Annotated in this window: 21 protein-coding genes; 7 read left to right on the top strand and 14 right to left on the bottom strand. The window is 65.1% G+C overall.

Annotated elements, in window-relative coordinates:
- Nucleotides 1-107 precede the first annotated feature (107 nt).
- The 7 genes from I3J27_RS11010 to ltnD all read right to left on the bottom strand — a co-directional run bounded on the left by I3J27_RS11010 (nucleotide 108) and on the right by ltnD (nucleotide 11,421).
- On the bottom strand, nucleotides 108-1,304 hold the full coding sequence (locus I3J27_RS11010; protein ID WP_270168674.1) for an efflux RND transporter periplasmic adaptor subunit: 1,197 nt from the start codon (nucleotides 1,302-1,304) through the stop codon (nucleotides 108-110).
- Complete coding sequence (locus I3J27_RS11005) at nucleotides 1,291-4,470, bottom strand: efflux RND transporter permease subunit (protein WP_270168672.1); 3,180 nt, start codon at nucleotides 4,468-4,470, stop codon at nucleotides 1,291-1,293. Before I3J27_RS11005 ends, I3J27_RS11010 begins: the two co-directional genes overlap by 14 nt.
- Before the next feature lie 170 nt (nucleotides 4,471-4,640).
- Nucleotides 4,641-6,335 carry a methyl-accepting chemotaxis protein gene (locus I3J27_RS11000; protein ID WP_270168670.1) on the bottom strand — a complete coding sequence of 565 codons (1,695 nt, stop codon included), beginning with the start codon at nucleotides 6,333-6,335 and terminating at the stop codon, nucleotides 4,641-4,643.
- A 236-nt stretch (nucleotides 6,336-6,571) separates the two neighbouring features.
- The gene (locus I3J27_RS10995) at nucleotides 6,572-8,263 is read right to left on the bottom strand and encodes a methyl-accepting chemotaxis protein (RefSeq protein WP_270168668.1); all 1,692 of its coding nucleotides are present in this window, start codon (nucleotides 8,261-8,263) and stop codon (nucleotides 6,572-6,574) included.
- Nucleotides 8,264-8,433: 170 nt separating this feature from the next.
- Nucleotides 8,434-9,708 (bottom strand): 3-oxo-tetronate kinase, encoded by a 1,275-nt coding sequence (gene otnK / locus I3J27_RS10990; RefSeq protein WP_270168666.1) that lies wholly within the window; start codon nucleotides 9,706-9,708, stop codon nucleotides 8,434-8,436.
- On the bottom strand, nucleotides 9,705-10,487 hold the full coding sequence (gene otnI, locus I3J27_RS10985; protein ID WP_270168664.1) for a 2-oxo-tetronate isomerase: 783 nt from the start codon (nucleotides 10,485-10,487) through the stop codon (nucleotides 9,705-9,707). Before otnI ends, otnK begins: the two co-directional genes overlap by 4 nt.
- 16 nt (nucleotides 10,488-10,503) lie before the next feature.
- The gene (ltnD, locus tag I3J27_RS10980) at nucleotides 10,504-11,421 is read right to left on the bottom strand and encodes an L-threonate dehydrogenase (RefSeq protein ID WP_270168657.1); all 918 of its coding nucleotides are present in this window, start codon (nucleotides 11,419-11,421) and stop codon (nucleotides 10,504-10,506) included.
- Nucleotides 11,422-11,537: 116 nt separating this feature from the next.
- On the opposite strand from ltnD, the gene otnC reads away from it, so the two are divergent.
- Complete coding sequence (otnC, locus tag I3J27_RS10975) at nucleotides 11,538-12,221, top strand: 3-oxo-tetronate 4-phosphate decarboxylase (protein WP_270168655.1); 684 nt, start codon at nucleotides 11,538-11,540, stop codon at nucleotides 12,219-12,221.
- Between the two features lie 152 nt (nucleotides 12,222-12,373).
- Here the strand turns inward: otnC and I3J27_RS10970 are convergent, their stop codons facing one another.
- The 6 genes from I3J27_RS10970 to I3J27_RS10945 form a co-directional block, all read right to left on the bottom strand.
- Entirely contained in the window at nucleotides 12,374-13,078 is a 705-nt protein-coding gene (locus tag I3J27_RS10970) for an ABC transporter ATP-binding protein (RefSeq protein ID WP_270168653.1), read from the bottom strand.
- On the bottom strand, nucleotides 13,062-13,793 hold the full coding sequence (locus I3J27_RS10965; RefSeq protein WP_270168651.1) for an ABC transporter ATP-binding protein: 732 nt from the start codon (nucleotides 13,791-13,793) through the stop codon (nucleotides 13,062-13,064). Before I3J27_RS10965 ends, I3J27_RS10970 begins: the two co-directional genes overlap by 17 nt.
- Nucleotides 13,790-14,773: a branched-chain amino acid ABC transporter permease gene (locus I3J27_RS10960; RefSeq protein WP_270172691.1), complete on the bottom strand. Its 984-nt coding sequence runs from the start codon at nucleotides 14,771-14,773 to the stop codon at nucleotides 13,790-13,792. The genes I3J27_RS10965 and I3J27_RS10960 overlap by 4 nt, the downstream gene beginning before the upstream one ends.
- On the bottom strand, nucleotides 14,773-15,606 hold the full coding sequence (locus I3J27_RS10955) for a branched-chain amino acid ABC transporter permease (RefSeq protein ID WP_270172689.1): 834 nt from the start codon (nucleotides 15,604-15,606) through the stop codon (nucleotides 14,773-14,775). Before I3J27_RS10955 ends, I3J27_RS10960 begins: the two co-directional genes overlap by 1 nt.
- A gap of 199 nt (nucleotides 15,607-15,805) precedes the next feature.
- Nucleotides 15,806-17,050, bottom strand: coding sequence for an ABC transporter substrate-binding protein (locus I3J27_RS10950; RefSeq protein WP_270168649.1), 1,245 nt, complete (start codon nucleotides 17,048-17,050; stop codon nucleotides 15,806-15,808).
- A 91-nt stretch (nucleotides 17,051-17,141) separates the two neighbouring features.
- On the bottom strand, nucleotides 17,142-17,957 hold the full coding sequence (locus I3J27_RS10945; protein WP_270168647.1) for a putative hydro-lyase: 816 nt from the start codon (nucleotides 17,955-17,957) through the stop codon (nucleotides 17,142-17,144).
- A 119-nt stretch (nucleotides 17,958-18,076) separates the two neighbouring features.
- Here I3J27_RS10945 and I3J27_RS10940 point away from each other — a divergent pair, with 119 nt between their 5' ends.
- From I3J27_RS10940 to I3J27_RS10925, 4 genes are read left to right on the top strand one after another with little or no spacing between them, the layout of a single operon-like run.
- Nucleotides 18,077-18,994 carry a LysR family transcriptional regulator gene (locus tag I3J27_RS10940; protein WP_270168645.1) on the top strand — a complete coding sequence of 306 codons (918 nt, stop codon included), beginning with the start codon at nucleotides 18,077-18,079 and terminating at the stop codon, nucleotides 18,992-18,994.
- Nucleotides 18,995-19,026: 32 nt separating this feature from the next.
- On the top strand, nucleotides 19,027-20,277 hold the full coding sequence (locus I3J27_RS10935; RefSeq protein WP_270168643.1) for a Zn-dependent hydrolase: 1,251 nt from the start codon (nucleotides 19,027-19,029) through the stop codon (nucleotides 20,275-20,277).
- A gap of 12 nt (nucleotides 20,278-20,289) precedes the next feature.
- Nucleotides 20,290-21,201, top strand: coding sequence for an NAD(P)-dependent oxidoreductase (locus I3J27_RS10930; protein ID WP_270168641.1), 912 nt, complete (start codon nucleotides 20,290-20,292; stop codon nucleotides 21,199-21,201).
- A gap of 11 nt (nucleotides 21,202-21,212) precedes the next feature.
- Nucleotides 21,213-22,286, top strand: a complete 1,074-nt coding sequence (locus I3J27_RS10925; protein WP_270168639.1) for a malate/lactate/ureidoglycolate dehydrogenase — start codon at nucleotides 21,213-21,215, stop codon at nucleotides 22,284-22,286.
- Between the two features lie 52 nt (nucleotides 22,287-22,338).
- Here the strand turns inward: I3J27_RS10925 and I3J27_RS10920 are convergent, their stop codons facing one another.
- Nucleotides 22,339-23,412 (bottom strand): tartrate dehydrogenase, encoded by a 1,074-nt coding sequence (locus tag I3J27_RS10920; RefSeq protein WP_270168636.1) that lies wholly within the window; start codon nucleotides 23,410-23,412, stop codon nucleotides 22,339-22,341.
- Between the two features lie 157 nt (nucleotides 23,413-23,569).
- Here I3J27_RS10920 and I3J27_RS10915 point away from each other — a divergent pair, with 157 nt between their 5' ends.
- Nucleotides 23,570-24,346: an SDR family oxidoreductase gene (locus I3J27_RS10915; RefSeq protein WP_270168635.1), complete on the top strand. Its 777-nt coding sequence runs from the start codon at nucleotides 23,570-23,572 to the stop codon at nucleotides 24,344-24,346.
- A gap of 105 nt (nucleotides 24,347-24,451) precedes the next feature.
- Nucleotides 24,452-25,870 carry an amidase gene (locus I3J27_RS10910; RefSeq protein ID WP_270168633.1) on the top strand — a complete coding sequence of 473 codons (1,419 nt, stop codon included), beginning with the start codon at nucleotides 24,452-24,454 and terminating at the stop codon, nucleotides 25,868-25,870.
- Nucleotides 25,871-25,876 lie beyond the last annotated feature (6 nt).

The following is a 25,876-nucleotide window of genomic DNA, read 5'->3' as shown; positions in this document are numbered from 1 at the left end:
AAAGCGAAGCGTGCCCACGTTTTGCCTATTTGATGAGAAGACGTCGGCACGGCGCAAGAGCGCCTTTGCCCACCCTACGAGACCTGCTTCCAGGGCACGAGATCGCCCTAACTCCTCGGCGCCTGCTTCTCCGACGCCGTCGCGGGCTTGCTCTTGGCGCCGACCACACGCACCGCATCGCCATCGGAGAGACCGTCCGGCGGCGCGGTAATGACACGGTCGTCCGCGGCGATCCCCGATGCGAGCTCAATCTCGCGACCGAGATCGCGGGCGATGGTCACGGGCTTGAACAGCACCTTGTCGTCGGGCCCGACCGTCGCGACGCGCAGGCCGCTGCCGTTGAAGATCAGTGCGCTGGCGGGAATGCTGAGCGGCGCGGAGTCGCGCTGGAGGTTCAGCTTCACGCTGGCGTAGCCGCCGGGCATCAGCTCGCCTGAAGAATTGTCGAGCCCAAGCTGCATGCGCGTGGTGCCTGAGGCGACGTCGACGGCTTGCGAGGAGGCTTCCACCGTCGCCTGGAAGGTCCGGTTCGGATACTCCGGCAGCGCGATGGTCGCCTTGGCGCCGATCTTGATCGCCGGCACGTAATTCTGGGGCACGTTGACGTAGACGCGCAGCTTGGTGATGTCGGAGACCACGAACATCGCCGGGCCCGAGCCGCCGCCTGCATTGATCAGCGCGCCGACATCGGTGTCGCGCGCGGTCACGACGCCCTCGAACGGCGCGGTGATCTTCTTGTAGCCGGCGAGCGCCTCCAGGCGCTCGACATTGGCCTGCCCCGAATGGACGGCCGCATTCTTGTTGGAGAGATCGGCGGTGCGCTCGTCGATCTCCTGCGCGGAGACGAAGTTGGAGGCAACCAGCGTCTTGCGCCGGTTCAGCGTTGCTTCCGACAGCCTGGCGCTGGCCTGCTGACTGGCGAGGTCGGCGCGGGCCTGAAGCAGTTGCTGATCGAGGTCGGGCGCCTCGATCTCGGCAATCACCTGCCCGGCCTTGACGCGCGCGCCGATGTCGGCGCTCCAGCTCTTCAGGTAGCCCGACACGCGGGCGAAGATCGGGGCGCGATAATAGGCTTCCAGCCGGCCCGGCAGATCGAGGGTGGCGTTGAGGGTCTTGGCGTTGGGCAGGGTCACCGCGACGCTGGGAACGGCCTGGTCGTCGGTCCATTCCTTCAGCCTGGAGCCCTGCTCCTCGCGGGCGCGGATGCCGGTGCCGACGATGAGGCCTGCCGCGATCAGCGCCACCACGCCGAAGATGCCCAGTTTCCGGTGCGAGACCGGGGAGCGGGGTTCAGTGGGCGACATGCGCGGTCTCCAATGGGGCGACGGCTTTGGCGCCCTGTTTCTTGTGTACCATACTGAACACCACGGGAACAAACATCAGCGTGGCGAAGGTTGCAAAGATCAAGCCGCCGATGACGGCGCGGCCAAGCGGCGCATTCTGCTCGCCGCCCTCACCGAGCCCGAGCGCCATCGGCGCCATGCCAATGATCATGGCGAGCGCGGTCATCAGCACCGGACGGAACCGGACGAAGCCGGCTTCGAGCGCAGCTGCGATGGGATCGCCGAGCTCCTCGTAGCGCTCACGGGCAAACGAGATGACGAGCACGCTGTTGGCCGTGGCGACGCCCATGCACATGATGGCGCCGGTCAGCGCCGGCACCGACAGCGTGGTCTCGGTCATGAACAGCATCCAGACGATGCCGGCAAGCGCGGCCGGCAGCGCCGTGATGATCACGAACGGATCGGACCAGGACTGGAAGTTGACGACGATCAGGAAGTAGATCAGCACGACGGCGCCGAGCAGGCCGAACAGCAGGCCGGTGAAGGCGCTGTTCATGGTCTGCACCTGGCCCAGCAGCACCACGGAGGAGCCCTTCGGCACGTCCTTGGCGGTGTCGACGATCAATTGCCGGATATCGTTGGACACCGCGCCGAGATCGCGGCCCGAGGTCGTGGCGAAGATCTGCACCATCGACTGGATGTCGTATTGCGACACCACCGCGCTCGAGGTCGAACGCTTGATGTCGGCAATGCCGCCAAGGATCGGCGACTGCGTATTGCCGACGGCGGTGATCGGCAGCGTCTGGAGCGCGCTGAGCGAGTCGATCTGGTATTGCGGCGTCTGCATCACGATCGAGTAGGACACGCCGTTGTCGGGGTTGAGATAGTAGGTCGGCGCCACCTGCGAGGAGCCGGCGAGATTGACCACGAGGCTGTTGGTGACGTCGCGCTCGGTCAGACCGACATATTGTGCGCGGGTGCGGTCGACGTCGATGTTGAAGGTCGGGTTGTTCGGCGACTGCTGGATGCGCGCATCGGCAACACCGGGGATCTTGCGGACCTTGGCCAGCAGATTGTTGGCATAGGCGAAGTTGGCGCCGAGATTGGCGCCGCGGATCTGCAGGTCGATCGGCGCCGGTGCGCCAAAATTCAGGATCTGACTGACGATGTCGGCCGGCAGGAAGGCGAAGCTGACGCCGGGGAACAGGCGGGGCAACTGTTCGCGCAGCACGCGCACGTGTTCTTCGGTGGGCTTGTGGCCCTCCTTCAGCTTGATCTGGATGTCGCCGTCCTGCGGGCCGATCACGCCGGTGTTGTTGTAGGTCATGTTGATGCCGGAGATCGGCATGCCGATGTTGTCGGTCATGGTCTCGATCTCGCCCGGGATCAGCTTGCGGACCGCCTTCTGCACATCGGCGAGCTGGTTCGCGGTCTCCTCGACGCGGGTGCCGACCTGGGTGCGGACATGCATCAGGATGTTGCCGGCATCGACCGCGGGGAAGAAGTTGCGACCGAGGAACGGCACCAGCGCAAAGGACGCGCCGACCACGCAGAGGAAGCCGATCACGAATATCCCGCGGTGCGCCAGCGCGAGCCCGAGGAAGCCGTGGTAGCCGCCGCGAATTCGCTCGAAGCGCTTCTCGAAGCCGCGCTGGAACCAGACCAGCGGATTGCGCGACGGCGGCGGCTCGCCGTCGTGGTGAACATGCGCCTGCAACAGATAGTTCGCCATGGTCGGCACCAGCGTGCGCGACAGGATGAACGACCAGATCATCGCGAACATCACGGCTTCGGCCATCGGCACGAACAGGAAGCGCGCAACGCCGGTGAGGAAGAACATCGGAACGAACACGATGCAGATGCAGAGCAGCGAGACGAAGGCCGGCGTCACGATCTGGTTGGCGCCGTCGAGGATCGACTGCTCGACCGGCTTGCCCTGCTCCAGATGGTAGTTGATGTTCTCGATGGTCACGGTGGCGTCGTCGACGAGGATGCCGACCGCGAGCGCAAGGCCGCCGAGCGTCATGATGTTCAGCGTCTCGCCGATCGCCGACAGCATGATGATGGCGCCCAGCACCGAGAGCGGAATCGAGACCGCGATGATGATGGTCGAGCGCCAGCTGCCGAGGAACAAGAGGATCATGACGCTGGTCAGCAGCGCCGCGATCACGCCCTCGAAGGCGACGCCCTGGATCGCGCCGCGGACGAACACCGACTGGTCACCGATGAAGCCGATCTTGAGCGCGTCGGGGAGCTGGTCCTTGACGTCGATCACCTTCTGCTTGATACCGGCGATGATGTCGAGCGTCGAGGTCGCGCCCGCCTTCAGCACCATCATCAGCACCGAGCGGTTGCCGTCGACATGGACGATGTTGGTCTGCGGCGGATTGCCGTCGCGCACGGTCGCGACGTCGCGCACATAGACCATCGCGCCGTTGACGGTCTTGATCGGCAGGTTGCCGAGCTCGTCGATCCGCAGCGGCGAGTTGTTGAGCTGGATGTTGTACTCGAACTGGCCGATCTTCTGGGTGCCGACCGGCGTGATCAGGTTCTGCGCGGCGAGCGCGTTGGCGACGTCCTGGCCGGACAGGCCGCGGGCCTGGAGCGCGGTGGGATCGAGGTCGATCTGGACCTGGCGCTGCTTGCCGCCGAACGGATAAGGGATCGCAGCACCAGGCACGGTGACCAGAGGGGTGCGCAGCTGGTTGATGCCGATGTCGGCGAGGTTCTGCTCGGTGAGCCCATCGCCCGACAGCGCCACCTGGATGATCGGCACGGTCGAGGCCGAGTAGTTCAGGATCAGGGGCGGCGTCGCGCCCGGCGGCATCTGCTTGAGCAGCGTCTGCGAGATCGCGGTGACCTGCGCGTTGGCGGTGCGGATGTCGACGTTCGGCTGGAAGAAGATCTTGATGATGCCAAAGCCGTTATAGGAGTTGGCGGTGATGTGCTCGATGTCGTTGACCGTCGTGGTCAGCGCGCGCTGGAACGGCGTGGTGATGCGGCCGGACATCTGGTCGGGCGGCAGTCCGGTGTACTGCCAGACCACGCCGATCACCGGAATGCGAATGTCCGGGAAGATGTCGGTCGGCGTCCGCAGCGCCGCGAGCGGGCCGATGATCAGAAGCAGGAGCGCGAGCACGACAAACGTGTAGGGTCGGCTCAGGGCAATACGGACCAGAGCAATCATGCGTCAGGCAATTCCGGGTCAGGCTGGGATACGGAATCCGCCCCCACGGGGATCCTGGTCCCCTTTACCCGAGCACCGGCCGAAACGCCATTGCGAGGCGATCGCGGCGCCTTCACTTCCCTGCTATCGCACCTGCGAAACGAGCATCGCAGCCATGCAGCGCATCCAGATCAGGCAGCGCGGACCGAATCCAGGAACTTGCCGACCTCGAGCTTGAGGCGATTGGAGTCGCGCGACAGCATCTGCGCCGCCGACAGCACCTGCGAGGACGCCGTGCCGGTCTCGGACGCGCCGCGCTGGACGTCGCCGACATTGGACGAGACCTGCTGGGTGCCGTGGGCGGCCTGCTGCACGTTACGGGCGATCTCCTGGGTTGCCGCGCCCTGCTGCTCGACGGCCGCCGCGATCGCCGCAGCGATCTCCGACAGACGGGCGATGGTGCCGCTGATCTCGCCGATCGCGCTGACCGAGTCCTGCGTCGCGCTCTGAATGCCGCCGACCTGCTGGCCGATCTCGCCAGTGGCCTTTGCCGTCTGCTCCGCCAACGCCTTGACCTCGGAAGCGACCACCGCGAAACCGCGGCCGGCCTCGCCCGCGCGCGCCGCCTCGATCGTGGCATTGAGCGCCAGAAGGTTGGTCTGGCCGGCGATGGCATTGATGAGCTCGACGACGTCGCCGATCCGCGATGCGGCCCGCGACAATTCGCTGACGCGTTCGGTGGTGGCATGCGCCTGGTTGACCGCCTCGCCTGCGATACGGGTGGAATCCTGCACCTGCCGACCGATCTCACGCACCGAGGACGACATCTCTTCGGCGGCCGATGCCACCGAATGCACGTTGCTGGACGCCGCCTCCGAGCCGGATGCGACCACCGTCGCCAGCTCCTGCGCCCGGCCCGCGGTCGAGGACAGGGTCGAAGCCGAAGCTTCGAGCTCGGTCGCGGCCGACGACACGGTCTCGACGATCTCGCCGATCGCAGCCTCGAAGCCGTCGGCGAGCTTGGTCATGTCGGCCTTGCGCTGTGTCTCGGCACGGCGTTGCACGGCCTGCACTTCGTCGCGACTGAAGCGGATGATGGTCTGCACGGTCTGGAGGTTGCGCAGCGCCTCCCCGATCTCGTCATCGCGGTCGATGACGATGCGATTGTCGAGCTTGTCCTGTACGAGATTGACCAAGGTGTCGTTGAGATGCTGCATCGGCCCCTGGATCGCGCGCATGGTCGTGAGGCCGGCAAAGCCGGCGATGGCGGCGCCGACGACGGCCAGCAGGGCCAGCGTAAAACTGGTCGAACCGGACGTGGACAGCGCCCCGCCGATGCCGAGCGCAAGCATGAACAGGGCCTGGAGCAGCATCGTCGTGACGAGGCGCGCTTTCAGCGTCCCGGTGAAGACGCTGAAGCGGTCGAGCCACGAGCGGCGGCGGATGATGCCGGCGTCGACGCGATAGCCATGCGGCTTCTTTTCGCGGATCGCCGCGTAGACCTCTTCGGCGAGCTTGCGCTGGTCGGCCGGCAGCTTGGTCCGGATCGAGGTGTAACCTTTGACCTGGCCATTCTCCCGGATCGGCGAGGCCGTCGCCAGCACCCAGTAGAAGTCGCCGTTCTTGCGGCGGTTCTTCACCGCGCCGAGCCACGGCTTGCCGGCCTTCAGCGTGTCCCAGAGATTGTCGAAGGCCTCCGGCGGCATGTCCGGATGACGGACGATGTTGTGCGGCTGGCCCATCAACTCGGCCGAGGTGAAGCCGGCGGCGGCGAGGAAGTCCTCGTTGAAATAGGTGAGCTTGCCCTTCAGATCGGTGCGCGAAACGATCAGCGTCTCGTCGCTAACGGGATACTCGGCCTGGGTAACAGGAAGATTCTCGCGCATTGGGGCCCCCAAATGAATTGACTATTGTTCATTCCAATTCGGACGGCCGCTATTCGAGTCGTCTTGCGCAATTCTCATAAAGCGAATTTAACTATCCATGAATGGGATCCGCCAGGTCTACGGGCGTTTCCCCATGATGCTACCTGCAAGCGACACCCTGGTACCGGAGACGAAAAAGAAAATGAGCGGCGCTTTTGGCGCCGCTCGTTTTCGACCGATGGGTCTTGTGGAGACGACTACGCCGCACGGACGTTGGTCAGGAACTTGCTGACCTCGGTCTTCAGCCGGCTGGAGTCATTGGACAGCATCTGCGCCGCCGACAGCACCTGCGAGGAGGCCGTGCCGGTCTCGGTCGCGCCGCGCTGCACGTCGGTGATGTTGGAGGAGACCTGCTGGGTGCCCTGCGCCGCCTGCTGCACGTTGCGGGCGATCTCCTGGGTCGCCGCGCCCTGCTCTTCCACCGCCGCGGCAATCGCCGAAGAAATCTCCGACAGATGCTCGATGGTCGAGGAGATCTCCTTGATGGCGCCGACCGAATCGTTGGTCGCGGCCTGAATGCCGGAGATCTGCTGGCCGATCTCGCCGGTCGCCTTCGCGGTCTGCTCGGCGAGCGCCTTCACCTCGGAGGCGACCACCGCGAAGCCGCGGCCGGCTTCGCCAGCGCGCGCCGCCTCGATGGTGGCGTTCAGCGCGAGCAGGTTGGTCTGGCCGGCAATGGTGTTGATCAGCTCGACGACGTCGCCGATGCGCGAGGCGGCTTTGGAGAGTTCGCTGACGCGCTCGGTGGTGGCACGGGCCTGGCCGACGGCGTCGCCCGCCATCCGGGCCGATTCCTGCACCTGACGGCTGATCTCGCCGACCGACGACGCCATCTCCTCGGTCGCCGACGCGACCGACTGCACGTTGGTCGAGGCTTCCTCAGAAGCACCGGCAACCGTGGTCGCCAGCCGCTGCGAGCGGTCGGCGGTCGAGGTCAGCGTCGAGGCCGAGGCTTCGAGCTGGGTCGAGGCCGAGGACACGGTCTGGACGATCTCGCCGATCATCGTCTCGAAGTCGCGGGTGATGTTGTCGACGCGGCGGCCGCGCTCGATCTTGGCTTCGGCATCAGCGGCCGCGGCCTCATCGGCCGCCTTCTTGGCGATCAGCGCGTCCTTGAAGATCTGGAGCACGTCGGCCATGGCGCCGATCTCGGTCTTCTCGCCGCGATGCGGGACTTCGGCGGACAGGTCGCCCTTGCCCAGCGCCTGCATCGGCTCGATGATCGACTTAATGCCCTTCGAGACGTCCTGGACGAGATAGAAGCCGACGCCAATGCCCACGATGACGGCGGCGCCGAGGATGACCGAAACCAGCATGAAAGCAAAAGAATAGCTGTCCGCCGCATCCTGAGCCGCCTGATCGCCACCCTTGGTGTTGAGCTCGATGTCCTTCATCAGGACCTCATCCGACGCGAGACCGATCTTGTTGACCGTCTTTGTGTTGAGCTCCTGTGCCTCGTGCGGGACCTTGCCGGCCTCCTTGCGTGACAGCGCCATCACGTCCTCGGTGCCCTTCTTGTAATCGTCCCAAAGCTTTGCCCACTGGTTGTAGAGCGCCCGCTCCTCCGACGACGTGATCATCGCCTCGTAGCGGCTGCGGATCTTGGCCAGCGCCTCGATCACGGTCCCGGCCGTCTTTTCGTTGGCAAGCTTCTCGTCCGGGGTTTCGGAAAGCATGTGCTGGCGGACCACATTGCGATAGGTGATGACGCTCGCCCGAAGTTCGCCCAGCACCCGCACACTGGGCATCCAGTTCGTGGTGATGTCGACTGTGTTGGCGTTCATCGACCGCATCTTCATGACGGCGAGGAGACCCATGCCAGCCATCGCGACCAGCAGGAATGCCATAACACTGATGATCTTGGCGCGGATGGAAATCGTGGCGAGCATAATCGGGTCTCTTTGTGCTGGAGCGGCGGCGCGTCCGGACGTTTTACGAATCAACCAAAGGGAGCAGCACCGACATCCAACACCAGGGCACCTGAGCAGATGTTAACTACGACTCCGTACGAGTACGGAAGCCTGAAACAAATGAACAGGCAGCTAAGAATACCCTGCGCTCAGCGCATGAGCCCAAGCGCGTCCGAGAAAAACTCCGGCCCACCGAAATTGCCGGACTTCAACGCGAGCAGCATGTCGCCTTCAATGCCGACCGCGCGCAGCACCGGAACGCCCGCCGCAATTTCCACTCCTACGAGAAATCCGGGAATCCTCAACCGATCGACCACGGCGCCGGACGTCTCGCCGCCGGCGATGACCAATCGCCGAACGCCTGATTTCACAAGACCTTCCGCGATGTCGGCCATTGCCTGCTCGATCGCATGCCCGGCCGCGTCGCGGCCGTGACGCGCCTGGAGCGCGGCGACCTGATCCGGCGTCGAGCTCGATGCAATCAGCACCGGACCTTCGGCCAAACGCGGCTTTGCCCAGTCCAGCGCACGCTGCGCTTCGCCCGCTCCCGTAAGAATACGGTCGGGATCGAGATGAAGCACCGGCATGACTTTTTCGGCGCTCGCGATCTGCTGAAGCGTCGCCTGTGAGCAGCTGCCGGCGAGGCAGGCCGCCGGTCCGCCGACGGCTGCGCCCGTCTCACTGCTGCCAGCAGCCGACTTGACCTTGCCCGTCGAGACCAGCGCCCGCGCCAGCCCGAGGCCGATGCCGGAGGCGCCGACCGACAGCCGATGTTCGGCAGCAACGAGGCCGATGGTCTCGAGGTCGCGGTCGAACACCGCGTCGATGATCGCGGCGCCGATGCCCTTGCCTGCGAGCTCGGCCAGCCGGGCCCGCACCGCATCTGCGCCCCGAGTGACGGTCGCGAGGTCGACCAAACCGATTTGCGTCTTGCTCTGGCGCGCCAGCACGCGCACCAGGCTGGAATCATGCATCGGGTTGAGCGGATGATCCTTCAGCGGGCTCTCGTTCAGTGGCACGGCGCCGACGAAGAGGTTGCCCTGGTAGACGGTGCGGCCGGTCTCCGGGAAGGCCGGCGTCACCAGCACGGTGCCCTCGCCGCTGTCGGCGCGCAGCGCATCCATCACCGGACCGATATTGCCGGCGTCGGTGGAATCGAAGGTCGAGCAGATCTTGAACAGCACGCGGCTCGCGCCGCGGCCGCGCAGCCATGCCTCCGCCGCGCGCGAGCGCGACACGGCAAGACCGGCCTCGATCGAGCGGCTCTTCAGCGACACCACGACCGCGTCGACCTCGGGCAGCGCGAGATCGTCCGCGGGTACGCCGATGGTCTGCACGGTGCGCAGGCCCGCGCGCGTCAGCGTGTTGGCGAGGTCGGAGGCGCCGGTGTAGTCGTCGGCGATGCAGCCCAATGCGAGGGTCACGGCTTCACTCCCGCGTAAGGCTTGAACCAGGCGAGGCCATCAACGGTCTTGCCGCGCGGATTGTACTCGCAGCCGACGAAGCCGGTGTAGCCGAGCCGGTCGAGCTCGGTGAACAGGAACGGATAGTTCAGCTCCTCGCCGTCGGGCTCGTTGCGCGAGGGGATGCTGGCGATCTGGATGTGACCGATGATCGGCATCATCTCGCGCAGGCGCATGGTGACGTCACCGTGGATGATGCCGCAGTGATAGATGTCGAACTGGAGCTTGAGGTTCGCAAGCCGCAGCTCCTGGATCAGGTCGCGCGCGAAGCCGAAATCATTGAGGAAGTAGCCGGGCACGTTGCGCGCATTGATCGGCTCGATCACGATGTCGATGCCGTGCGGGGCGAAGAATTCGGCGGTCCACGCCACCGATTTGTAGAACGCCTCGATCGCGACGCGCTCGCCGCGGTTGGCGATGCCGGCCATCAAATGCAGTCGCTTGACGCCGGTCGCCTTGGTGTAAGGCAGCGCGGTCTCCAGGCTTGCCTTGAGATCGGCGAAGCGCGAGGGGAGCGCGGCAAAGCCTTTCTCGCCGGCGTTCCAATCGCCCGGCGGCAGGTTGAACAGCGCCTGCGTCAGGCCGTTGCGCTCGAGCCGCTCGCCGACGGCTTCGGCCGGATGCTCATAGGGAAACAGGAACTCGACGGCAGTGAAGCCCGCTTGCGCGGCGGCATCGAAGCGGTCGAGGAACGGCACCTCGGTGAACATCATCGAGAGGTTGGCGGCAAAACGGGGCATTGGAATCCTCTTGGTTCTACTTGTCGCCGGGCAGCTTCACGCCGGTGACCTGCGCATACATCCGCGCGACCGAGGCGTCGTCATCGCGGCCCATGCCGGCGGCAGCCGTCATCAGGAACATCTGGAGGGCGGCGGCGGAGACCGGCACCGGGAATCGGGCGCTGCGCGCCATGTCCTGGATGATGCCGAGGTCCTTGACGAAGATCTCGACCGCGCTACGCGGCGTGTAATCGCCGTCGAGCACGTGCGGCATGCGGTTCTCGAACATCCAGGAATTACCGGCGGAGGCCGTGATCACCTCATAGACCTTGCGGATGTCGAGGCCTTGCTTGGCGGCGAACGCGATCGCTTCGCTTGCGGCGGCGATATGCACGCCGGCCAGCAACTGGTTGATCATCTTGAACGCGGCGCCCTGCCCTGCGGCATCGCCGAGCTCGTAGAGTTTTGCCGCCATGGCATCGAGCGCGGGACGCGCTCTTGCAAAGGCGGCAGGACTGCCGGAAGCAAGGATCGTCAGCTCGCCTTGGGCTGCGCGCTGCGCGCCGCCGGAGATCGGTGCATCCAGATAATGCCGGCCGGTTGCCTCCAGCTGTTTGGCGAGGCGCCGCGCCACATCCGGGTCCATGGTGGCCGAAGACAGGAAGACGCTATCCTTCGGCAAGGTCTCGGCGACGCCGTCCTTGCCGAACAGGATGGTCTCGGTCTGCGCGGCATTGACGACGACGCTGACGACGACGTCGGCGTCCTTGGCCGCCTCGGCCGGCGTCTTGGCGCCCGCACCGCCATCCTTCACGAAGCGCGCCACGGCATCGGCCGAGACGTCGCAGCCGGTGACGGCATGGCCGGCGCGCTTCAGCGAGGTCGCCATGCCGAATCCCATCGAGCCGAGCCCGATGACGGCGATGCGCTGATTTTGTGAATTGGAGGCGGACATGCAACTAACCCTTCAACTAACGCTTGCGAACGTTTCCCGACGGCCGCCCTTTGCGGCGGCTCGTCATCTCGAATAACACGGCTTGGCCGCGCTGCCAAAGCGTGAGACAAGCAGGCATGACGGCCATGAGAACTGAAACGAGCAACGAGACGCGGCTGCGAGAGGATATCTGCCGGTTCGGACGGTCCCTGTTCGAGCGCGGGCTGACGCCGGGCTCCTCCGGCAATATCAGCATCAGGCTGGATGGCGGCGGCTGGCTGGTGACGCCGACCAATGCCTCGCTCGGCTTCCTCGATCCGGCAAAGTTGTCGCGGCTGGACGATCAGGGCCGGCTGGTGTCAGGCGATGCCCCGACCAAGGAAGTTCCGCTGCACACCGCGCTCTATGATACGCGCGGCAGTGCGCGCGCGATCGTACATCTGCATTCGACACATTCGGTCGCGCTGTCGATGCTCCCCGAGATCGACCCGCGCGCCGCGCTGCCGCCGATGACGGCCTATTATCTGATGAAGTGCGGCGCCACCGCGCTCTTGCCCTATTGCCGCCCCGGCGATCCCGCGGTCGCGGATGCGATCAAGGGACTGGCCGGGAAATACTCATCCGTGCTGCTCGCCAATCACGGCCCGGTGGTCGCCGGCGACACGCTGGAAGCGGCGGTGTTCGCGACCGAGGAGCTGGAGGAGACGGCGAGGCTGTACCTGCTGCTGCGGGGGATGAACCCGCGCTACCTCTCGCCGGAGCAGGTGAACGATCTGGTGAAGGTGTTCGGGGTAGCGCTGCCGGATGGGCACGAGCATTAGCGCCCTCCCACCGCTGTCATTCCCCGCGAAGGCGGGGAATCCAGTACGCCGCGGCTTCTCCGTATCTCACTGACGTCTCGGAGTACTGGATCGCCCGCCTTCGCGGGCGATGACACCGAGCGCGTCGCGCGAGCGCGCCCAACACTTCCTAGCTACAACCCCAGATACGCCTTGCGTACATCAGGATTGCCCCTGATCTCGGCGGCCGGGCCCTGCATCAGCACGCGGCCGGTTTGCAGGATGTAGGCGCGATCGGCGATCTCGAGGCACTCGGCCATGCGCTGCTCGACGATCAGGACGGTCATGCCGGTGTCGCGGATCAGCTTCACCGCCTGAAAAATCTCGTCGACGAGTTTCGGCATGATGCCCTGCGAGGGCTCGTCCAGCATCAACAGCCGCGGGCGCGTCATCAGCGCGCGGCCGATCGCGAGCATCTGCTGCTCGCCGCCGGAGAGCGTCTCGGCGCGCTGCTCCAGGCGCTCGGACAGGCGCGGAAACAGCTTGAACACCAGATCGAGCGGCCCCTCGCGGTCGGCCTCGCCGCGATAGAGATAGCTGCCGAGGCGCAGATTGTCGCGCACCGACAGACGCGGAAACAGGCGGCGGTTCTCCGGCACATAGGCGATGCCGGTGGCGGTGATGTGGTGCTGCGCCATGCCGTCGAGGCGCTTGCCGTCGAACGTCACCGTGCCCGAGCGCGGGCGCTCGGCGCCGGCGATGGATTTCAGCAGCGTCGACTTGCCCGCACCGTTGGCGCCGGCGACGCAGACGATCTCGCCCTTCTGGACCTCGATCGAGACCGCGGAGATCGCGACCAGTCCCTGATAGGCGGTCGTGACTTCACGCACCGACAGCATGACGATCTCCCAGATATGCGCTGATCACCTTGGGATCGCGGACGACGTCGGCAGGCTTGCCCTCGACCAGCACCTTGCCGAGATCGAGCACGATGGCGCGATCGACCAGCGGCATCACGATCTCCATGACATGCTCGACCATCAAGACGGTGATGCCGGCATCGCGCACCTTGCGCACCAGTGCGACACCGGTCTGCGCCTCGGTCGGCGTCAGGCCGGTGAGGACTTCGTCGAGCAACAGCAGCTTCGGTTCGGTCGCGAGCGCACGGGCAACTTCGAGGCGGCGCTTCTCGGCCGGCACGAGGTCGCTCGCGAGCACATCGGCGCGCGCGGCAAGGCCGGTGAACTCCAGCACCTCGTGCGCCTTGCGGCGGGCCTCCCGCATCACGGTGTTGCGCACCAAGGCCCCGACGATGACGTTGTCGATCACGGTCATGGTCTCGAAGCTCTTGACCACCTGGAAGGTGCGACCGACGCCGCGCTGGCAGCGCAGGGCCGCCGGCATGCGGGTGACATCCTCGCCGTCGAACCAGATCGAGCCTTGGGTCGGCGGCAACACGCCGGCGATGAGATTGAACAGCGTCGACTTGCCGGCGCCGTTAGGGCCGATCAGGCCGACGATCTCGCCACGGCCGACCGAGATCGACACATCGCTGTTGGCGACGAGGCCGCCGAACCGCTGCCAGACGCCGCGGGTTTCAAGGAGCGCGGTCATCGCGTGGCCCCCGTCTTCTTCGGGCGTGAAAACAGGCTCAACAGCCCGCGCGGCAAGGCCAGCGAGATCAGGACGATCAGCGTGCCATAGACAATGAGATCGACACCGCGTCCCGAGCCGCCGAACTTGAAGCGCGTCAGTTCGGTCAGCGGGATCAGAATGGCGGCACCGAGCACCGGCCCCCACAGGGTGCCGATGCCACCGAGCACGGCGGGCAGCGCCATCAGCAGCGAAAACTGGAAGCCCATGACGCTTTCGGGATCGATGTAGGAGACGAACTGGGCGTAGAAGCTGCCACCCACCGCGACCAGGAAGGCGGAAACCGCAGCCGCGCCCATCTTGGAATTGAACACGACGACGCCGAGGCTTTCCGCCGCTTCCGGATTGTCCTTCACCGCGCGCCACCAGAAGCCCCATTTGGAGTCTTCCAGCCACCAGGTGACGAACCAGGCGAGGCAGCACAGCGCCAGCGCGAAATAGAAGTACGGCAGCTTGGTGCGCAGGAACTGGAATTTCAGCCAGCTGTCGCCGCGGATTGGAATGGTGATGCCCATCGCGGCGCCGGCCCATTCCCAGTTATGGAACAGCAGCAGCCCGATTTCGGCAATGACGATGGTGGCGATCACGAAGTAATGGCCGCGCAGGCGGAAGAAGGGATAACCGAGCCCCATCGCGATCAGCGCCGACACCGCGCCGCCCGCCAGCATGCCGAACCAGGGCAGCACGCCAAACTTCGTGAACAGCAGCTCGGTGGTGTAAGCACCGAGGCCGAAATACAGCGCGTGCCCGAGCGAGATCTGCCCGCAATAGCCAGACAGGATGTTCCAGCTCTGCGACAGTCCCGCATACATCAGCGTCAGGATCAGGATGTTCTGGACGACGACGTCCTTCACGAACAATGGCGTGAGCGCGGCAATCACGGCAAGCACCGCGGCGATGATGAGGTCGCGGCGGCGCCGCGCTGCAAAATCCTTGTCCATCATATCGATCCGAACAGGCCGCGCGGCCGAATGAAAACGACCAGCAGATAAACGGCGTAGATGCCGACCGATTTCAGCGAGGGCGGCAGCACCAGCGCCGTCGTGGCTTCGACGAGGCCGACGATGATGCCGCCGGCGAAGGCGCCGAACACGCTGCCGAAGCCGCCGAGCGCCACCGTGACATAGGCGATCAGGGCAAAGGAGGCGCCGACGTCGGGGTAGATGTAGAAGAAGCTCGCCATGATCGCGCCGGCGAGACCGACCAGCGCAGCGCCGAGGCCCCAACCGAACGCGAACACGCGGTTCTTGTCGATGCCGACCAGTGCGACCGCACCGGGATCTTCGCGCGTGGCTTCCAGCGCCCGACCGAAATCGGTGCGGTGGATGAAGAAATAGAGGCCGGCGAAGGCGAAAATCGAGACCAGCGCGCCGACAAGCTGCGGCTCCGGCAGGAAGAGGCCGGCGATCGAGATGGTTTTGCCGCCGAGCCAGGACTGCGGAATGCTGCGATAGTCAGGCGTGAAGAAGAACTGCGCGAGGCCGCGCATGACGATGGCAAGGCCGAAGGTGGTGAAGATCTGCACCATGCCGGCATTGGCCTTGGCCCGCATGGCGAAGCGTACAATCAGCAAGTAGACCACCGCTCCGAAGACAAAGAGCGCCGCAGCAACCAGCGGCGCGGACAGCAGGGGGTCGATCGCGAAGAACGCGAACAGGAAGAAGGACAGGTACATCGCGATCATCAGGAACTCGCCATGGGCGAAGTTCGTGACGTCCATCAGGCCGAAGATCAGCGCGAGGCCGACCGCGATCAGTCCATAGAGCAGGCCCATGAGCAGGCCGCTCGCGAGACTCTGGATAATGGCTTGGGCTGTCAAAAGTCGTCCCCCAAAAATAGATCCTCATCCTGAGGAGCGCGCACAAGCGCGCGTCTCGAAGGATGGCCCAGCCCTCGTCCTTCGAGACGCGGGCTGCGCCCGCTCCTCAGGATGAGGGCGGGAGCTACATCTGAGCTCCCGCTTTCCGAAACGCCTACTTCATCGGCCAGATCGCTTCGGCGATCGCGGCCTGCGGCGGGAAGATGGTGACGAACTTGCCGCCGACATATTGCAGCAGCACCGGGTCGGCGTCGTTGTTCTGGCCCATTTCGTCGAACTTGACGCGCTTCCAGGGCATGATGGTCTGCTCGCCCGGGATGTCCGTCGCCGCCAGCGCGTCGCGGATCTTCTCGCCGTCGGTCGACTTGGCGCGGCTGATCGCGTCGGCGAGGATGATCAGGCCCATGAACTGGCGCGAGGTGAGGTCGTTGAAGTCCTTGCCCGAGCGCGCCTTGAACATGTCGTTGATCTTGCCGACCATGGGGCGCTTCTGCGCGAGGTCGAGCGAGAAGGTGCCGCGCGAGATCACGCCTTCGAGCTTGTCGCCGACGGCGTCGTAGAGCGCCTTCTCGGAGAAGCCGGCGTCCTGCGCCACGATCGCATTCGGCTTGTAGCCGAGCTCGGCCATGGTCTTGACCAGCAGGATGCCGTCGGTGGTGTAGCTCGAGGGCATCAGCACGTCGGCATTGGCGCTCTTGAGCTGCTGCACCTCGGCCGAGAGCGAGGGCGAGTTGGCGCGGTACTTGATGTCGGTGACGATCTTGTAGGCGCGCTCGCCGGCGATCTTCGCCTGGGCATTGCCGGAATCGGTGCCGAAGATGGTGTCCTCGTGGAATAGCGACAGCGTCTCGATCTTGGTGCCCTTCTTCTTCATGGCATCGAAGAAGTCGAACATCGCGGCCGAGTACATCTCGTCGTGCGGGGCGGCGCGGAAGTAATATTTGAGGCCGCGGCGATGCAGGCTCGGCGATGAGTTGTCGGCGGAGACGAACGGGATCTGGTAGCGCTCGCAGATCTGGCTGACGGTGACGGCGACGGCGCTCTGGTAGGTGCCGATGATCGCGGCGACCTTCTCCTGCGTGATCAGGCGCTCGGCTTCGGCGCGGCCCTTCTGCGGATCGGCCTGGTGGTCGGCGAACACGAGACGCACCTTGGCGCCGCCAAGGCCCGGCAGGCCCTCGCCCTTGGCCAGCGGCAGATCGAAATCAGTGTCCTTGTTGATGACCTCGAGCGCGGTCTCATAGGCCTTCTGCGCGTCGACGCCCTGCTGGGCGCTGCCGCCGGAGAACGGATAGATGACGCCGATCACGACTTCCGAGGTCTGGGCCCGTGCGGCGAGCGACACCAGCGCGGCAGTGGCGGTGGCTCCAAGCAGCACGTCGCGGCGAGAGATCGTCATTGGCAAAGTCCCCTGTTACTGAATTTCGGCTGATCGAATGAAGCGATTGATGGATGCGGTAAAGCCCGAAGAAGCAGCAAATACTGCCTACTTAAATCACGGCCATGGTCCTGTTCTTGAGATCCGTCACCAGCATCAGGCCGGGCGAATGCGTGATCGCGAACGGGAGCTTTGCGGCGTTGATCACCGATTGCGGCGTGACGCCGCACGCCCAGAACACCGGGATCTCGTCGTCGGCGACGGGCACCGGATCGCCGTAGTCCGGCTTGGCGATGTCCTTGATGCCGATCAGATGCGGATGGCCGAGATGCACGGGCGCGCCGTGCACGGCCGGATAGCGCGAGGTGATCTGCACCGCGCGGATCGCATCGGCCGGCTTGAACGGGCGCATCGACACCACCATGGGGCCTGCGAACGGTCCGGCCTCGCCGCAGGCGATGTTGGTGCGATACATCGGCACGCGGACGTTCTCTTCGATGTGGCGGATCGGCATGCCCTCGTCGAGCAGCGCCTCTTCGAATGAGAAGGAGCAGCCAAGCACGAAGGTCACGAGATCGTCGCGCCAATGCTTCGTCACATCTGTCGGCTCGTCGACCACCTCACCGTCACGCCAGATGCGATAGCGCGGCACGTCGGTGCGGATGTCGAGATCGGCGCCGAGCGCCGGAATATGCGGGCTGCCGACGTCGGACATGCCGATGATCGGGCACGGTTTCGGGTTGAGCTGGCAGAAGCGATGAAAGGCGCTGGCGTATTCGGCCGGCAGGATCGCCAGATTGCCCTGGACGAAGCCGGGGGCGACGCCAGCGGTGGAGGCGACCAACCCATCACGATAGGCAAGCCGCGCCTGGCGGCTCGGGAGCGTGTCGGGCGTTTCAGTTTGCTGCGCTGCCACCAAAACAGTCATGGGATCGACCTGCCTATAAACTCGACAAAGACAGCCAACACCAAGCGTGCTATAAAGTCTAATCGTCCTTTCTAATCGATCTCGATAAATTCAATTTATCGATCAGGAAAATCCTTCCAATGCTGGACTTCAGGTCGATCGAAACCTTCCTCTGGGTCGTGAAGCTCGGCAGCTTTCGCGGCGCCGCAGCACGGCTCAATACGACCCAGCCGGCGATCTCCCAGCGCATCGCCCAGCTCGAGCGCGAGATGGGCGTGAAGCTGCTCAATCGCGATCATCGCGTGGCCTCGCCGACGCCGAGCGGCCGGCAGATGATGGTCTATGCGGAAAAGCTGATCGGCCTGCGTGCTCAGATGATGGCGGAGATCGGCGACCGCTCCGCCATGCGCGGCGTGATGCGGCTCGGCGTCGCCGAAACCATCGTGCACACTTGGCTGCCGCGGCTGGTGAAGAGCGTGAACCAGGTCTATCCGAATCTGTCGCTGGAGATCGAGGTCGACATCACGCCGAACCTCACCGCGCGCCTGCTCGCGCAGGAGATCGAGCTTGCCTTCGTGGTGGGACCGCTGTCGGCTTCCGGCGTGCACAACCGCGTGCTCGCCGACTATCCGATCGGCTTTCTCGCAAGCCCCTCGCTCGGGCTCGGCAAGGGTCCGGTGACGCCGGCGGAGCTCGCGCGGTTTCCGATCATCACCTTCCCGCGCAAGACCAAACCCTACGAGGTCGTGCGCGAGGTGTTCGACCGGCCGGAGCTGCCGCCGATCCGCCTGCATGCGTCCGCTTCGCTGGCGACCGTCATCCATATGGCGGTGGAAGGGCTCGGCGTCGCCGTGATCCCGGACGCAATCGTCGAGAACGAGCTCGCCGACGGACGGCTGCAACTGCTCGATACCGATCTCGCGATCGCGCCGCTGACCTTCACCGCGAGCTGGCTCGCCTCGCCCGACGTCGTGGCCATCGAGCGCGTCGCCGAGCTTGCACGGCAGATTGCGCAGAGCAGCCTCGCGGTTGACGCGCCCGCGCTGGCGGGTCATTGAAACAGGCGCCGGATAATCGAGAGACTGACCGCATGAGCCGAGCCGCCACCAATCTGCAGATCGATTCCGCCCGCCTCTGGGGCTCCATCCACGAGACCGCGCAATTCGGCGCGACGGCCAAGGGCGGCGTGCGGCGGCTGACGCTGAGCGCGGAAGACAAGCAGGTGCGCGACTGGTTTCGCAAGGCTTGCGAGGAGGCCGGCCTCGAGGTGCATACCGATGCGCTCGGCTCCCAGTTCGGCCTGCGCAAGGGACGCGACATGTCGAAGCTGGCCGTCGGCATCGGTTCGCATCTCGACACCCAGCCGACCGGCGGCAAGTATGACGGCATTCTGGGCACGCTCGGCGCGCTCGAAGTCATCCGCACCCTGAACGATGCCGGCATCGAGACCGAGGCGCCGATCTGCGTGGTCAACTGGACCAATGAGGAAGGTTCGCGCTTCGCACCGGCGATGATGGCGTCCGCGGCTTACGTCGGTGATTTCACCACCGACGACATTTTGTCGCGCAAGGATATTGAGGGCACGACCGTCGGCCAGGCGCTCGACAGCATCGGCTATCGCGGCGAAAAGCCGGTCGGCTTCCAGAAGCTCGGCTGCTTCGTCGAGCTGCACATCGAGCAGGGCCCGATCCTCGAAGCCGAAGGCAAGACCATCGGCGTGGTCGATTCCGGTCAGGGCGTGCTCTGGTACGACGGCAAGATTTCCGGCTTCGAGAGCCACGCAGGCTCGACGCCGATGCCGCTGCGGCGCGATGCGCTCGCGACGCTGTCGGAGATCGTGCTGGCAATGGAAGCCATCGCGAAGAAGCACGGGCCGAACGCGGTCGGCACTATCGGCGAAGCCGTGATCGCAAATCCCTCGCGCAACGTCATTCCCGGCGAGATCGCGTTCACCATGGATTGCCGCAGCGCGGACGGCGCGATCATGGATGCGCTCGACCGCGATCTGCGCGCCGCCATTGCCGAGATCGCCGCGCGCCGCAAGGTCGAGGTCAAGATCGACCTCGTCTGGCGCAAGCCGCCGACACATTTCGATCCCAAGCTGATCGCGGCCGTCGAGAACGCGGCAAAGACGCTCGGTTATTCCTCGCGCCGTATCACCTCCGGTGCCGGTCACGATGCCTGCAACCTCAACACCATCATGCCGGCTGCGATGGTGTTCGTGCCCTGCAAGGACGGCATCAGCCACAACGAGCTGGAGGACGCCACGCAGCCTGACTGCGCTGCGGGCACCAACGTCCTCATGCATACCGTGCTGGCGATCGCCGGCGTCGCATCCTGACCGGAGAGAGCCATGCGCGGAGTTTTCGTCGACGCCAACGAAGCCCTTGCCGCGATCATGGAGCGGCTGGAGAAGCCTGACGATCCCAAGATGCGGATCCACAGGGATCCCGATATCAAGCCCGAGCAATACCCTGAAATCCTCGATGGCGCCGAGATCGCGATCGTCGACCACACTGCACTGCCGACCGAAGTGGCGAAGAAGTGCGCCGGCCTCAAGCACGTCGTGTTCCTCGGCACCGGCGCGCGCAGCTACATGAACCCGGAGGAACTGGCCGAGCTCGGCATCTCCGTGCATCTCATCAAGGGCTATGGCGACACCGCCGTCGCCGAATCCGCGATCGCGCTGATGTGGGCCTCGGCCCGCGTCATCGCGATGATGGATCGCGAGATGCGCAGCGGCAACTGGCTGCGCGAGGACGGCATGCAGCTCACCGGCAAGACGCTCGGCCTGATCGGCTTCGGCGGCATCGCAGCTGAAGTGGCGCGCATTGCATCCGGCAGCGGCATGAAGGTGATCGCCTGGAACCGGTCGCCGAAAAGCCATCCCGGCGTGGAATTTGTCGATCTCGATACATTGCTGGCCAGGAGCGACGTCGTGTCGCTGCATCTGCTGCTCAACGACGAGACGCGCGGCATGATCACGCGCGAGAAGATCTTTGCGATGAAACCTGGCGTCATTCTCGTCAACACCGCGCGCGCCGCGGTCGTCGACGAGGCCGCCATGATCGATGCGCTGAAGTCGGGCCATATCCGCCATGCGGGCCTCGACGTCTTCAACACCGAGCCGCTGCCCGGCGATCACCCGCTGACCAAACTTCCGAACGTGACGCTGTCGGCGCATTCGGCCTTCCGCACGCCGGAGGCGAGTGAGAACCTGATTGAAGCGGCATGGGTCCACTGCCGCCGGATCGTGAAGGGATAAGAGCAACAACAATGGCCGACTATCGCACCATCAAGGCAGAGCCGCTCACCAACGCCATCCGCGCCATCGTCAAAGCGGGCGGCTCCTCGGACCGCGAAGCCGAGCTCGTCTCCACCAACCTCGTCGAGGCTAATCTCAGGGGACACGACTCGCACGGCGTCGGCATGATCCCGCGCTATGTCCAGAGCGTCACCAATGGCGGCCTCGCCGTGAACCAGCACGTCAAGATCGTGCTCGACACCGGCCCGCTCCTCACCCTCGACGGCCTCACCGGCTACGGCCAGGTGATCGGCCATGAAGCGATGGAACTCGCGGCCGAGCGCGCCAAACGCAACGGCGTCTGTCTCGTCGGCCTCTCCAACTCCCACCACATCGGGCGCATCGGCCACTGGGCCGAGCAGTGCATCGACCACGGGCTGGTCTCGATCCACTTCGTCAACGTGATCTCGCGCCCGATCGTGGCACCCTGGGGCGGCAGCGATGCGCGCCACGGCACCAACCCGTTCTGCGTCGGCATCCCGCGCCGCGGCAAGGACCCCATCGTGCTCGATTTCGCCACCAGCAGGATCGCGCAAGGCAAGACCCGCGTCGCCCACAACAAGGGCGTCGAACTCGAGCCCGGCACCATCATCGACAATGAAGGCAAGCCCACCGTCAATCCGCGCTACACCGTGATTCCCCCGCACGGCGCTATCCTGCCGTTCGGCGAGCACAAGGGTTCGGGCCTCGCACTGGTGTGCGAAATCCTCGGCGGCGCGCTCTCCGGCGGGCAGGTGGTCAAGGGCCCGTCCGACGGCAAGTACAACGTCCTCAACGGCATGCTCTCGATCGTCATCGATCCGGGCAAGCTCGGCACCGGCGAGAACCTCGCGCGCGAGGTCGAGAGTTTCGTCGCCTGGCACACCGGCTCGCCGCCTGCTCCCGGCGTCGCCAAGGTGAAGATCGCGGGCGATCCCGAGCGCGAGACCAAGAAGAAGCGCTTGGCGGAGGGTATTCCGGTCGATCCGAACACCTGGCAGGAGATCCTGGAGGCCGGGAAAAAGTTCGGGTTGGATCAGGCAGCGATCGAGAAGATCGTGGGCTGATCGCGCCGTTTTTCTCACCCTCCCCTTGGGGGGGAGGGTGAGAGTCGCCGCCTCAATCCACCATATCCGCGACGGCCTTGCCGCACGCCGTGGTGTCGGCGTTGCCGCCGAGGTCCTTGGTGCGGAGCGTCCGTTCGGCGAGCGTGCGCTCGATCGCCTCGACGATCGATTTGCCGGCGACCTTCTCGCCGAGATGCTCGAGCATCATCGCGCCGGACCAGATCGCACCGATCGGGTTGGCGATGCCCTGACCCGCGATATCAGGCGCCGAGCCGTGTACCGGCTCGAACACCGAAGGGAAGTCGCCCTCGGGATTGATGTTGCCCGACGGCGCGATACCGATGGTGCCGGTGCAGGCCGGGCCGAGATCGGAGAGGATGTCGCCGAACAGGTTCGAGCCGACCACGACGTCGAACCAGTCCGGATGCAGCACGAAGTTCGCGGTCAGAATGTCGATGTGGTACTTGTCCCACTTCACGCCCGGATACTTCTTCGCCATCGCCTCCACGCGCTCGTCCCAATAGGGCATGGTGATGGAGATGCCGTTGGACTTGGTCGCCGAGGTCAGGTGCTTCTTCGGCCGCGACTGCGCCAGCTCGAACGCGAACTTCAGGATGCGGTCGACGCCCACACGGGTCATCACCGTCTGCTGCGTCACGAATTCGCGGTCGGTATCCGGGAACATGCGGCCGCCGACGGAGGAATACTCGCCTTCCGTGTTCTCGCGCACCACCCAGAAATCGATGTCGCCGGGCTTGCGGTTTGCCAGCGGCGACGGCACGCCGGGCATCAGCCGCACCGGGCGCAAATTCACATACTGGTCGAACTCGCGGCGAAACTTGATCAGCGAGCCCCACAACGAGACGTGGTCCGGAATCTTGGCCGGCCAGCCGACGGCGCCGAAATAGATGGCGTCGTGCTTGCCGATCTTCTCCTTCCAGTCATCCGGCATCATCTGGCCGTGCTTCTCGTAATAATCCCAGGACGAGAAGTCGAAATGGTCAAAATGCAGGGACACCCCGTGCTTCTTCGCCGCGGCCTCCAGAACGCGCAGGCCTTCCGGCATCACTTCCTTGCCGATGCCGTCGCCGGGAATGACTGCAATCCGGTATTGCTTCTTGCTCATCGAGAACGTCCCTTTTTGGTCCGGCAGCCGCCGCTTTTTTGACCGCACTGCAATGAACCAAACTCGGCGGCAGTGCAACGCTGCACTGCAATGTTGACCATGGCGCGGCCAAACGCCTACTGGTTTGATCCATGTTCCTCTTCTGCGAGTACCCCTCATGGATCTGCATCTGCGTGGCAAGCGCGTCCTGATCACAGGCGCGTCCAAGGGCATTGGCGCAGCTGCCGCCGAGGCATTTGCCGAGGAAGGCGCCCACCTCCTGCTTGCCGCCCGCAATGACGAGCAGCTCAAGGCGCTGGCAGAGCGTTTGCGCTCCGCGCACCAGATCGATGCCGCAACCAGCATCGTGGATCTGCGCAAGGCTGAGGATTTGGCGCGGCTCGCCAAGGAGGCCGCCGACATCGACATCCTCGTCAACAATGCCGGCGACATCCCCGGCGGCTCCATCGACAAGATCGACGAGGCAACCTGGCGGCACGCCTGGGAATTGAAAGTGTTCGGCTACATCAACCTGACGCGGCAGATCTACGCGCAGATGAAGGCCAGGGGCGGCGGCGTCATCGTCAACGACATCGGTGCGGCCGGCGAAAAATTCGACGCGAACTACATCTGCGGCAGCGCCGGCAACGCCGCGCTGATGGCGTTCACCCGCGCGCTCGGGGGAAAAAGCCTCGCCGACAACATCCGCGTGGTGGGGATCAATCCCGGGCCTGTCGGCACCGACCGCCACGTCACACTGCTCAAGACGCGGGCAAAAAATCAAATCGGCGACGAGACCCGCTACAAGGAATTCCAGAAGGGCCTGCCGCTCGGCCGGCCCGCGCACGCGCGCGAGATCGGCGATCTCATGGCGTTCCTCGCGTCCGACCGCGCGGGCTATACGTCCGGCGTCATCTATACGGTGGATGGCGGCATCAGCGCTGGATGGGGTTAATTTTTTCCGTCATTGCGAGCGAAGCAATCCAAGAATGTCTCTGCGGTGACGGACTGGATTGCTTCACTTCGCTCGCAATGACGACACAGCACGGGAGTAGAATAATTGTCTCAAGGTCTGATCCGCGAAACCGCGTGCACCGTCGTCGACAAGCTGCGGTCCGGCGACGTCTCGCCGCTCGAGCTTCTGGACGTGGTGGAGAAGCGCATCAGTGAGGTCGACGGCCAAGTCAACGCGCTGCCGACGCTGTGCTTCGATCGCGCGCGGGATCACGCCAAGACGCTGATGCAGAAGCCGGCCGGCGCACGCGGGCTGCTCGCGGGCCTACCGGTGCCGATCAAGGACCTGACCGACGTTGCGGGCGTGCTGAACACGCAGGGCTCGCCGATCTTCAAAGACAACATCCCCGCGACGTCCGACCTCATGGTCGAAAATCTCGAAGCCAACGGCGCGGTCGTCTACGCCAAATCCAACACGCCGGAATTCGGCGCCGGCGCCAACACGTTCAACGAAGTATTCGGCGCGACGCTCAATCCCTGGGACACGACCAAGTCCGCCGCGGGCTCCTCGGGTGGCGCCGCCGTGGCGCTCGCCACCGGCATGGCCTGGCTGGCGCAGGGCTCCGACATGGGCGGCTCCTTGCGCAGCCCCGCGGCATTCTGCGGCGTCGTCGGCATGCGGCCCAGCATCGGCCGCGTCGCCCATACCCCCAAATCGGCGATCGATCGCAACCTCGGCCTGGTCGGCCCAATGGCGCGCAACGTCGAAGATCTCGCGCTGCTACTGGATGCCATGAGCGGCGACTATGCCGCCGACCCGCTATCGCTGCCGGCGCCGACGACCTCATTCCTCTCGGCAGCACAATCGGGCAGGAAGCCGAAGCGCATCGCCTATTCGCCCGATCTCGGCATCACGCCTGTCGATCCCGAGGTCAAGGCGATCACGCGCGAGGCCGCGGAACGCTTTGCCGAAGCCGGCGCCATCGTCGAGGAGGCGCATCCGGACTGGCGCGAGGCGCATGAATGCTTCCACGTGCTGCGCGCGTTCGATTTCGCGATCACCAAGGCCAATCTGCTGCGCACCAAGCGCGACCTGCTCAAGCCCGAGGTGATCTGGAACATCGAGGAGGGCCTCAAGCTCACGGTCGAGCATCTCGAACGCGCCGAGGCCCAGCGCGTCGGCATGACCGCGCGCGCGGTCGAGTTCTTCAAGACCTACGACCTGCTGCTGACGCCGACCACGATCGTGCCGCCCTTCCCGGTCGAGCACCGCTATGTCGCCGAATGCGCAGGCAAGCGGTTCGAGAATTACGTCGAATGGCTCGGCATCGTCTACGCCATCACGCTCGCCTGCTGCCCGTCGCTGTCGTTGCCGTGCGGCTTCACGGCGTCTGGCCTGCCGGTCGGCGTGCAGGTGGTCGGCGCGCCGCGCGCGGATGCGCAGGTGCTCGCGGGTGCCAAGGTGCTGGAGGATATTCTGGGGCTGCGCGGCACGACGCCGATCGATCCGAGGGTGAAGAAGTAAGGCCAC

This window comes from Bradyrhizobium xenonodulans, assembly GCF_027594865.1.
Classification (GTDB): Bacteria; Pseudomonadota; Alphaproteobacteria; order Rhizobiales; family Xanthobacteraceae; genus Bradyrhizobium; species Bradyrhizobium xenonodulans.
The sequence above is the reverse complement of the archived record's forward strand: the minus strand, read 5'-3'. Positions and strand labels throughout refer to the sequence as shown.

Excerpts from the sequence above, each read along its gene's own strand:
- I3J27_RS10940 (WP_270168645.1), top strand. The coding sequence starts at position 18,077 with ATGCTGGACTTCAGGTCGATCGAAACCTTCCTCTGGGTCGTGAAGCTC.
- I3J27_RS11000 (WP_270168670.1), bottom strand. The coding sequence starts at position 6,335 with ATGCGCGAGAATCTTCCTGTTACCCAGGCCGAGTATCCCGTTAGCGAC.
- I3J27_RS10930 (WP_270168641.1), top strand. The coding sequence starts at position 20,290 with ATGCGCGGAGTTTTCGTCGACGCCAACGAAGCCCTTGCCGCGATCATG.
- I3J27_RS10950 (WP_270168649.1), bottom strand. The coding sequence starts at position 17,050 with ATGACGATCTCTCGCCGCGACGTGCTGCTTGGAGCCACCGCCACTGCC.
- I3J27_RS11010 (WP_270168674.1), bottom strand. The coding sequence starts at position 1,304 with ATGTCGCCCACTGAACCCCGCTCCCCGGTCTCGCACCGGAAACTGGGC.
- I3J27_RS10935 (WP_270168643.1), top strand. The coding sequence starts at position 19,027 with ATGAGCCGAGCCGCCACCAATCTGCAGATCGATTCCGCCCGCCTCTGG.
- I3J27_RS10925 (WP_270168639.1), top strand. The coding sequence starts at position 21,213 with ATGGCCGACTATCGCACCATCAAGGCAGAGCCGCTCACCAACGCCATC.
- I3J27_RS11005 (WP_270168672.1), bottom strand. The coding sequence starts at position 4,470 with ATGATTGCTCTGGTCCGTATTGCCCTGAGCCGACCCTACACGTTTGTC.
- I3J27_RS10955 (WP_270172689.1), bottom strand. The coding sequence starts at position 15,606 with ATGGGCCTGCTCTATGGACTGATCGCGGTCGGCCTCGCGCTGATCTTC.
- I3J27_RS10970 (WP_270168653.1), bottom strand. The coding sequence starts at position 13,078 with ATGCTGTCGGTGCGTGAAGTCACGACCGCCTATCAGGGACTGGTCGCG.
- I3J27_RS10915 (WP_270168635.1), top strand. The coding sequence starts at position 23,570 with ATGGATCTGCATCTGCGTGGCAAGCGCGTCCTGATCACAGGCGCGTCC.
- I3J27_RS10960 (WP_270172691.1), bottom strand. The coding sequence starts at position 14,773 with ATGGACAAGGATTTTGCAGCGCGGCGCCGCCGCGACCTCATCATCGCC.
- I3J27_RS10945 (WP_270168647.1), bottom strand. The coding sequence starts at position 17,957 with ATGACTGTTTTGGTGGCAGCGCAGCAAACTGAAACGCCCGACACGCTC.
- I3J27_RS10995 (WP_270168668.1), bottom strand. The coding sequence starts at position 8,263 with ATGCTCGCCACGATTTCCATCCGCGCCAAGATCATCAGTGTTATGGCA.
- otnC (WP_270168655.1), top strand. The coding sequence starts at position 11,538 with ATGACGGCCATGAGAACTGAAACGAGCAACGAGACGCGGCTGCGAGAG.
- ltnD (WP_270168657.1), bottom strand. The coding sequence starts at position 11,421 with ATGTCCGCCTCCAATTCACAAAATCAGCGCATCGCCGTCATCGGGCTC.
- I3J27_RS10965 (WP_270168651.1), bottom strand. The coding sequence starts at position 13,793 with ATGACCGCGCTCCTTGAAACCCGCGGCGTCTGGCAGCGGTTCGGCGGC.
- otnI (WP_270168664.1), bottom strand. The coding sequence starts at position 10,487 with ATGCCCCGTTTTGCCGCCAACCTCTCGATGATGTTCACCGAGGTGCCG.
- I3J27_RS10920 (WP_270168636.1), bottom strand. The coding sequence starts at position 23,412 with ATGAGCAAGAAGCAATACCGGATTGCAGTCATTCCCGGCGACGGCATC.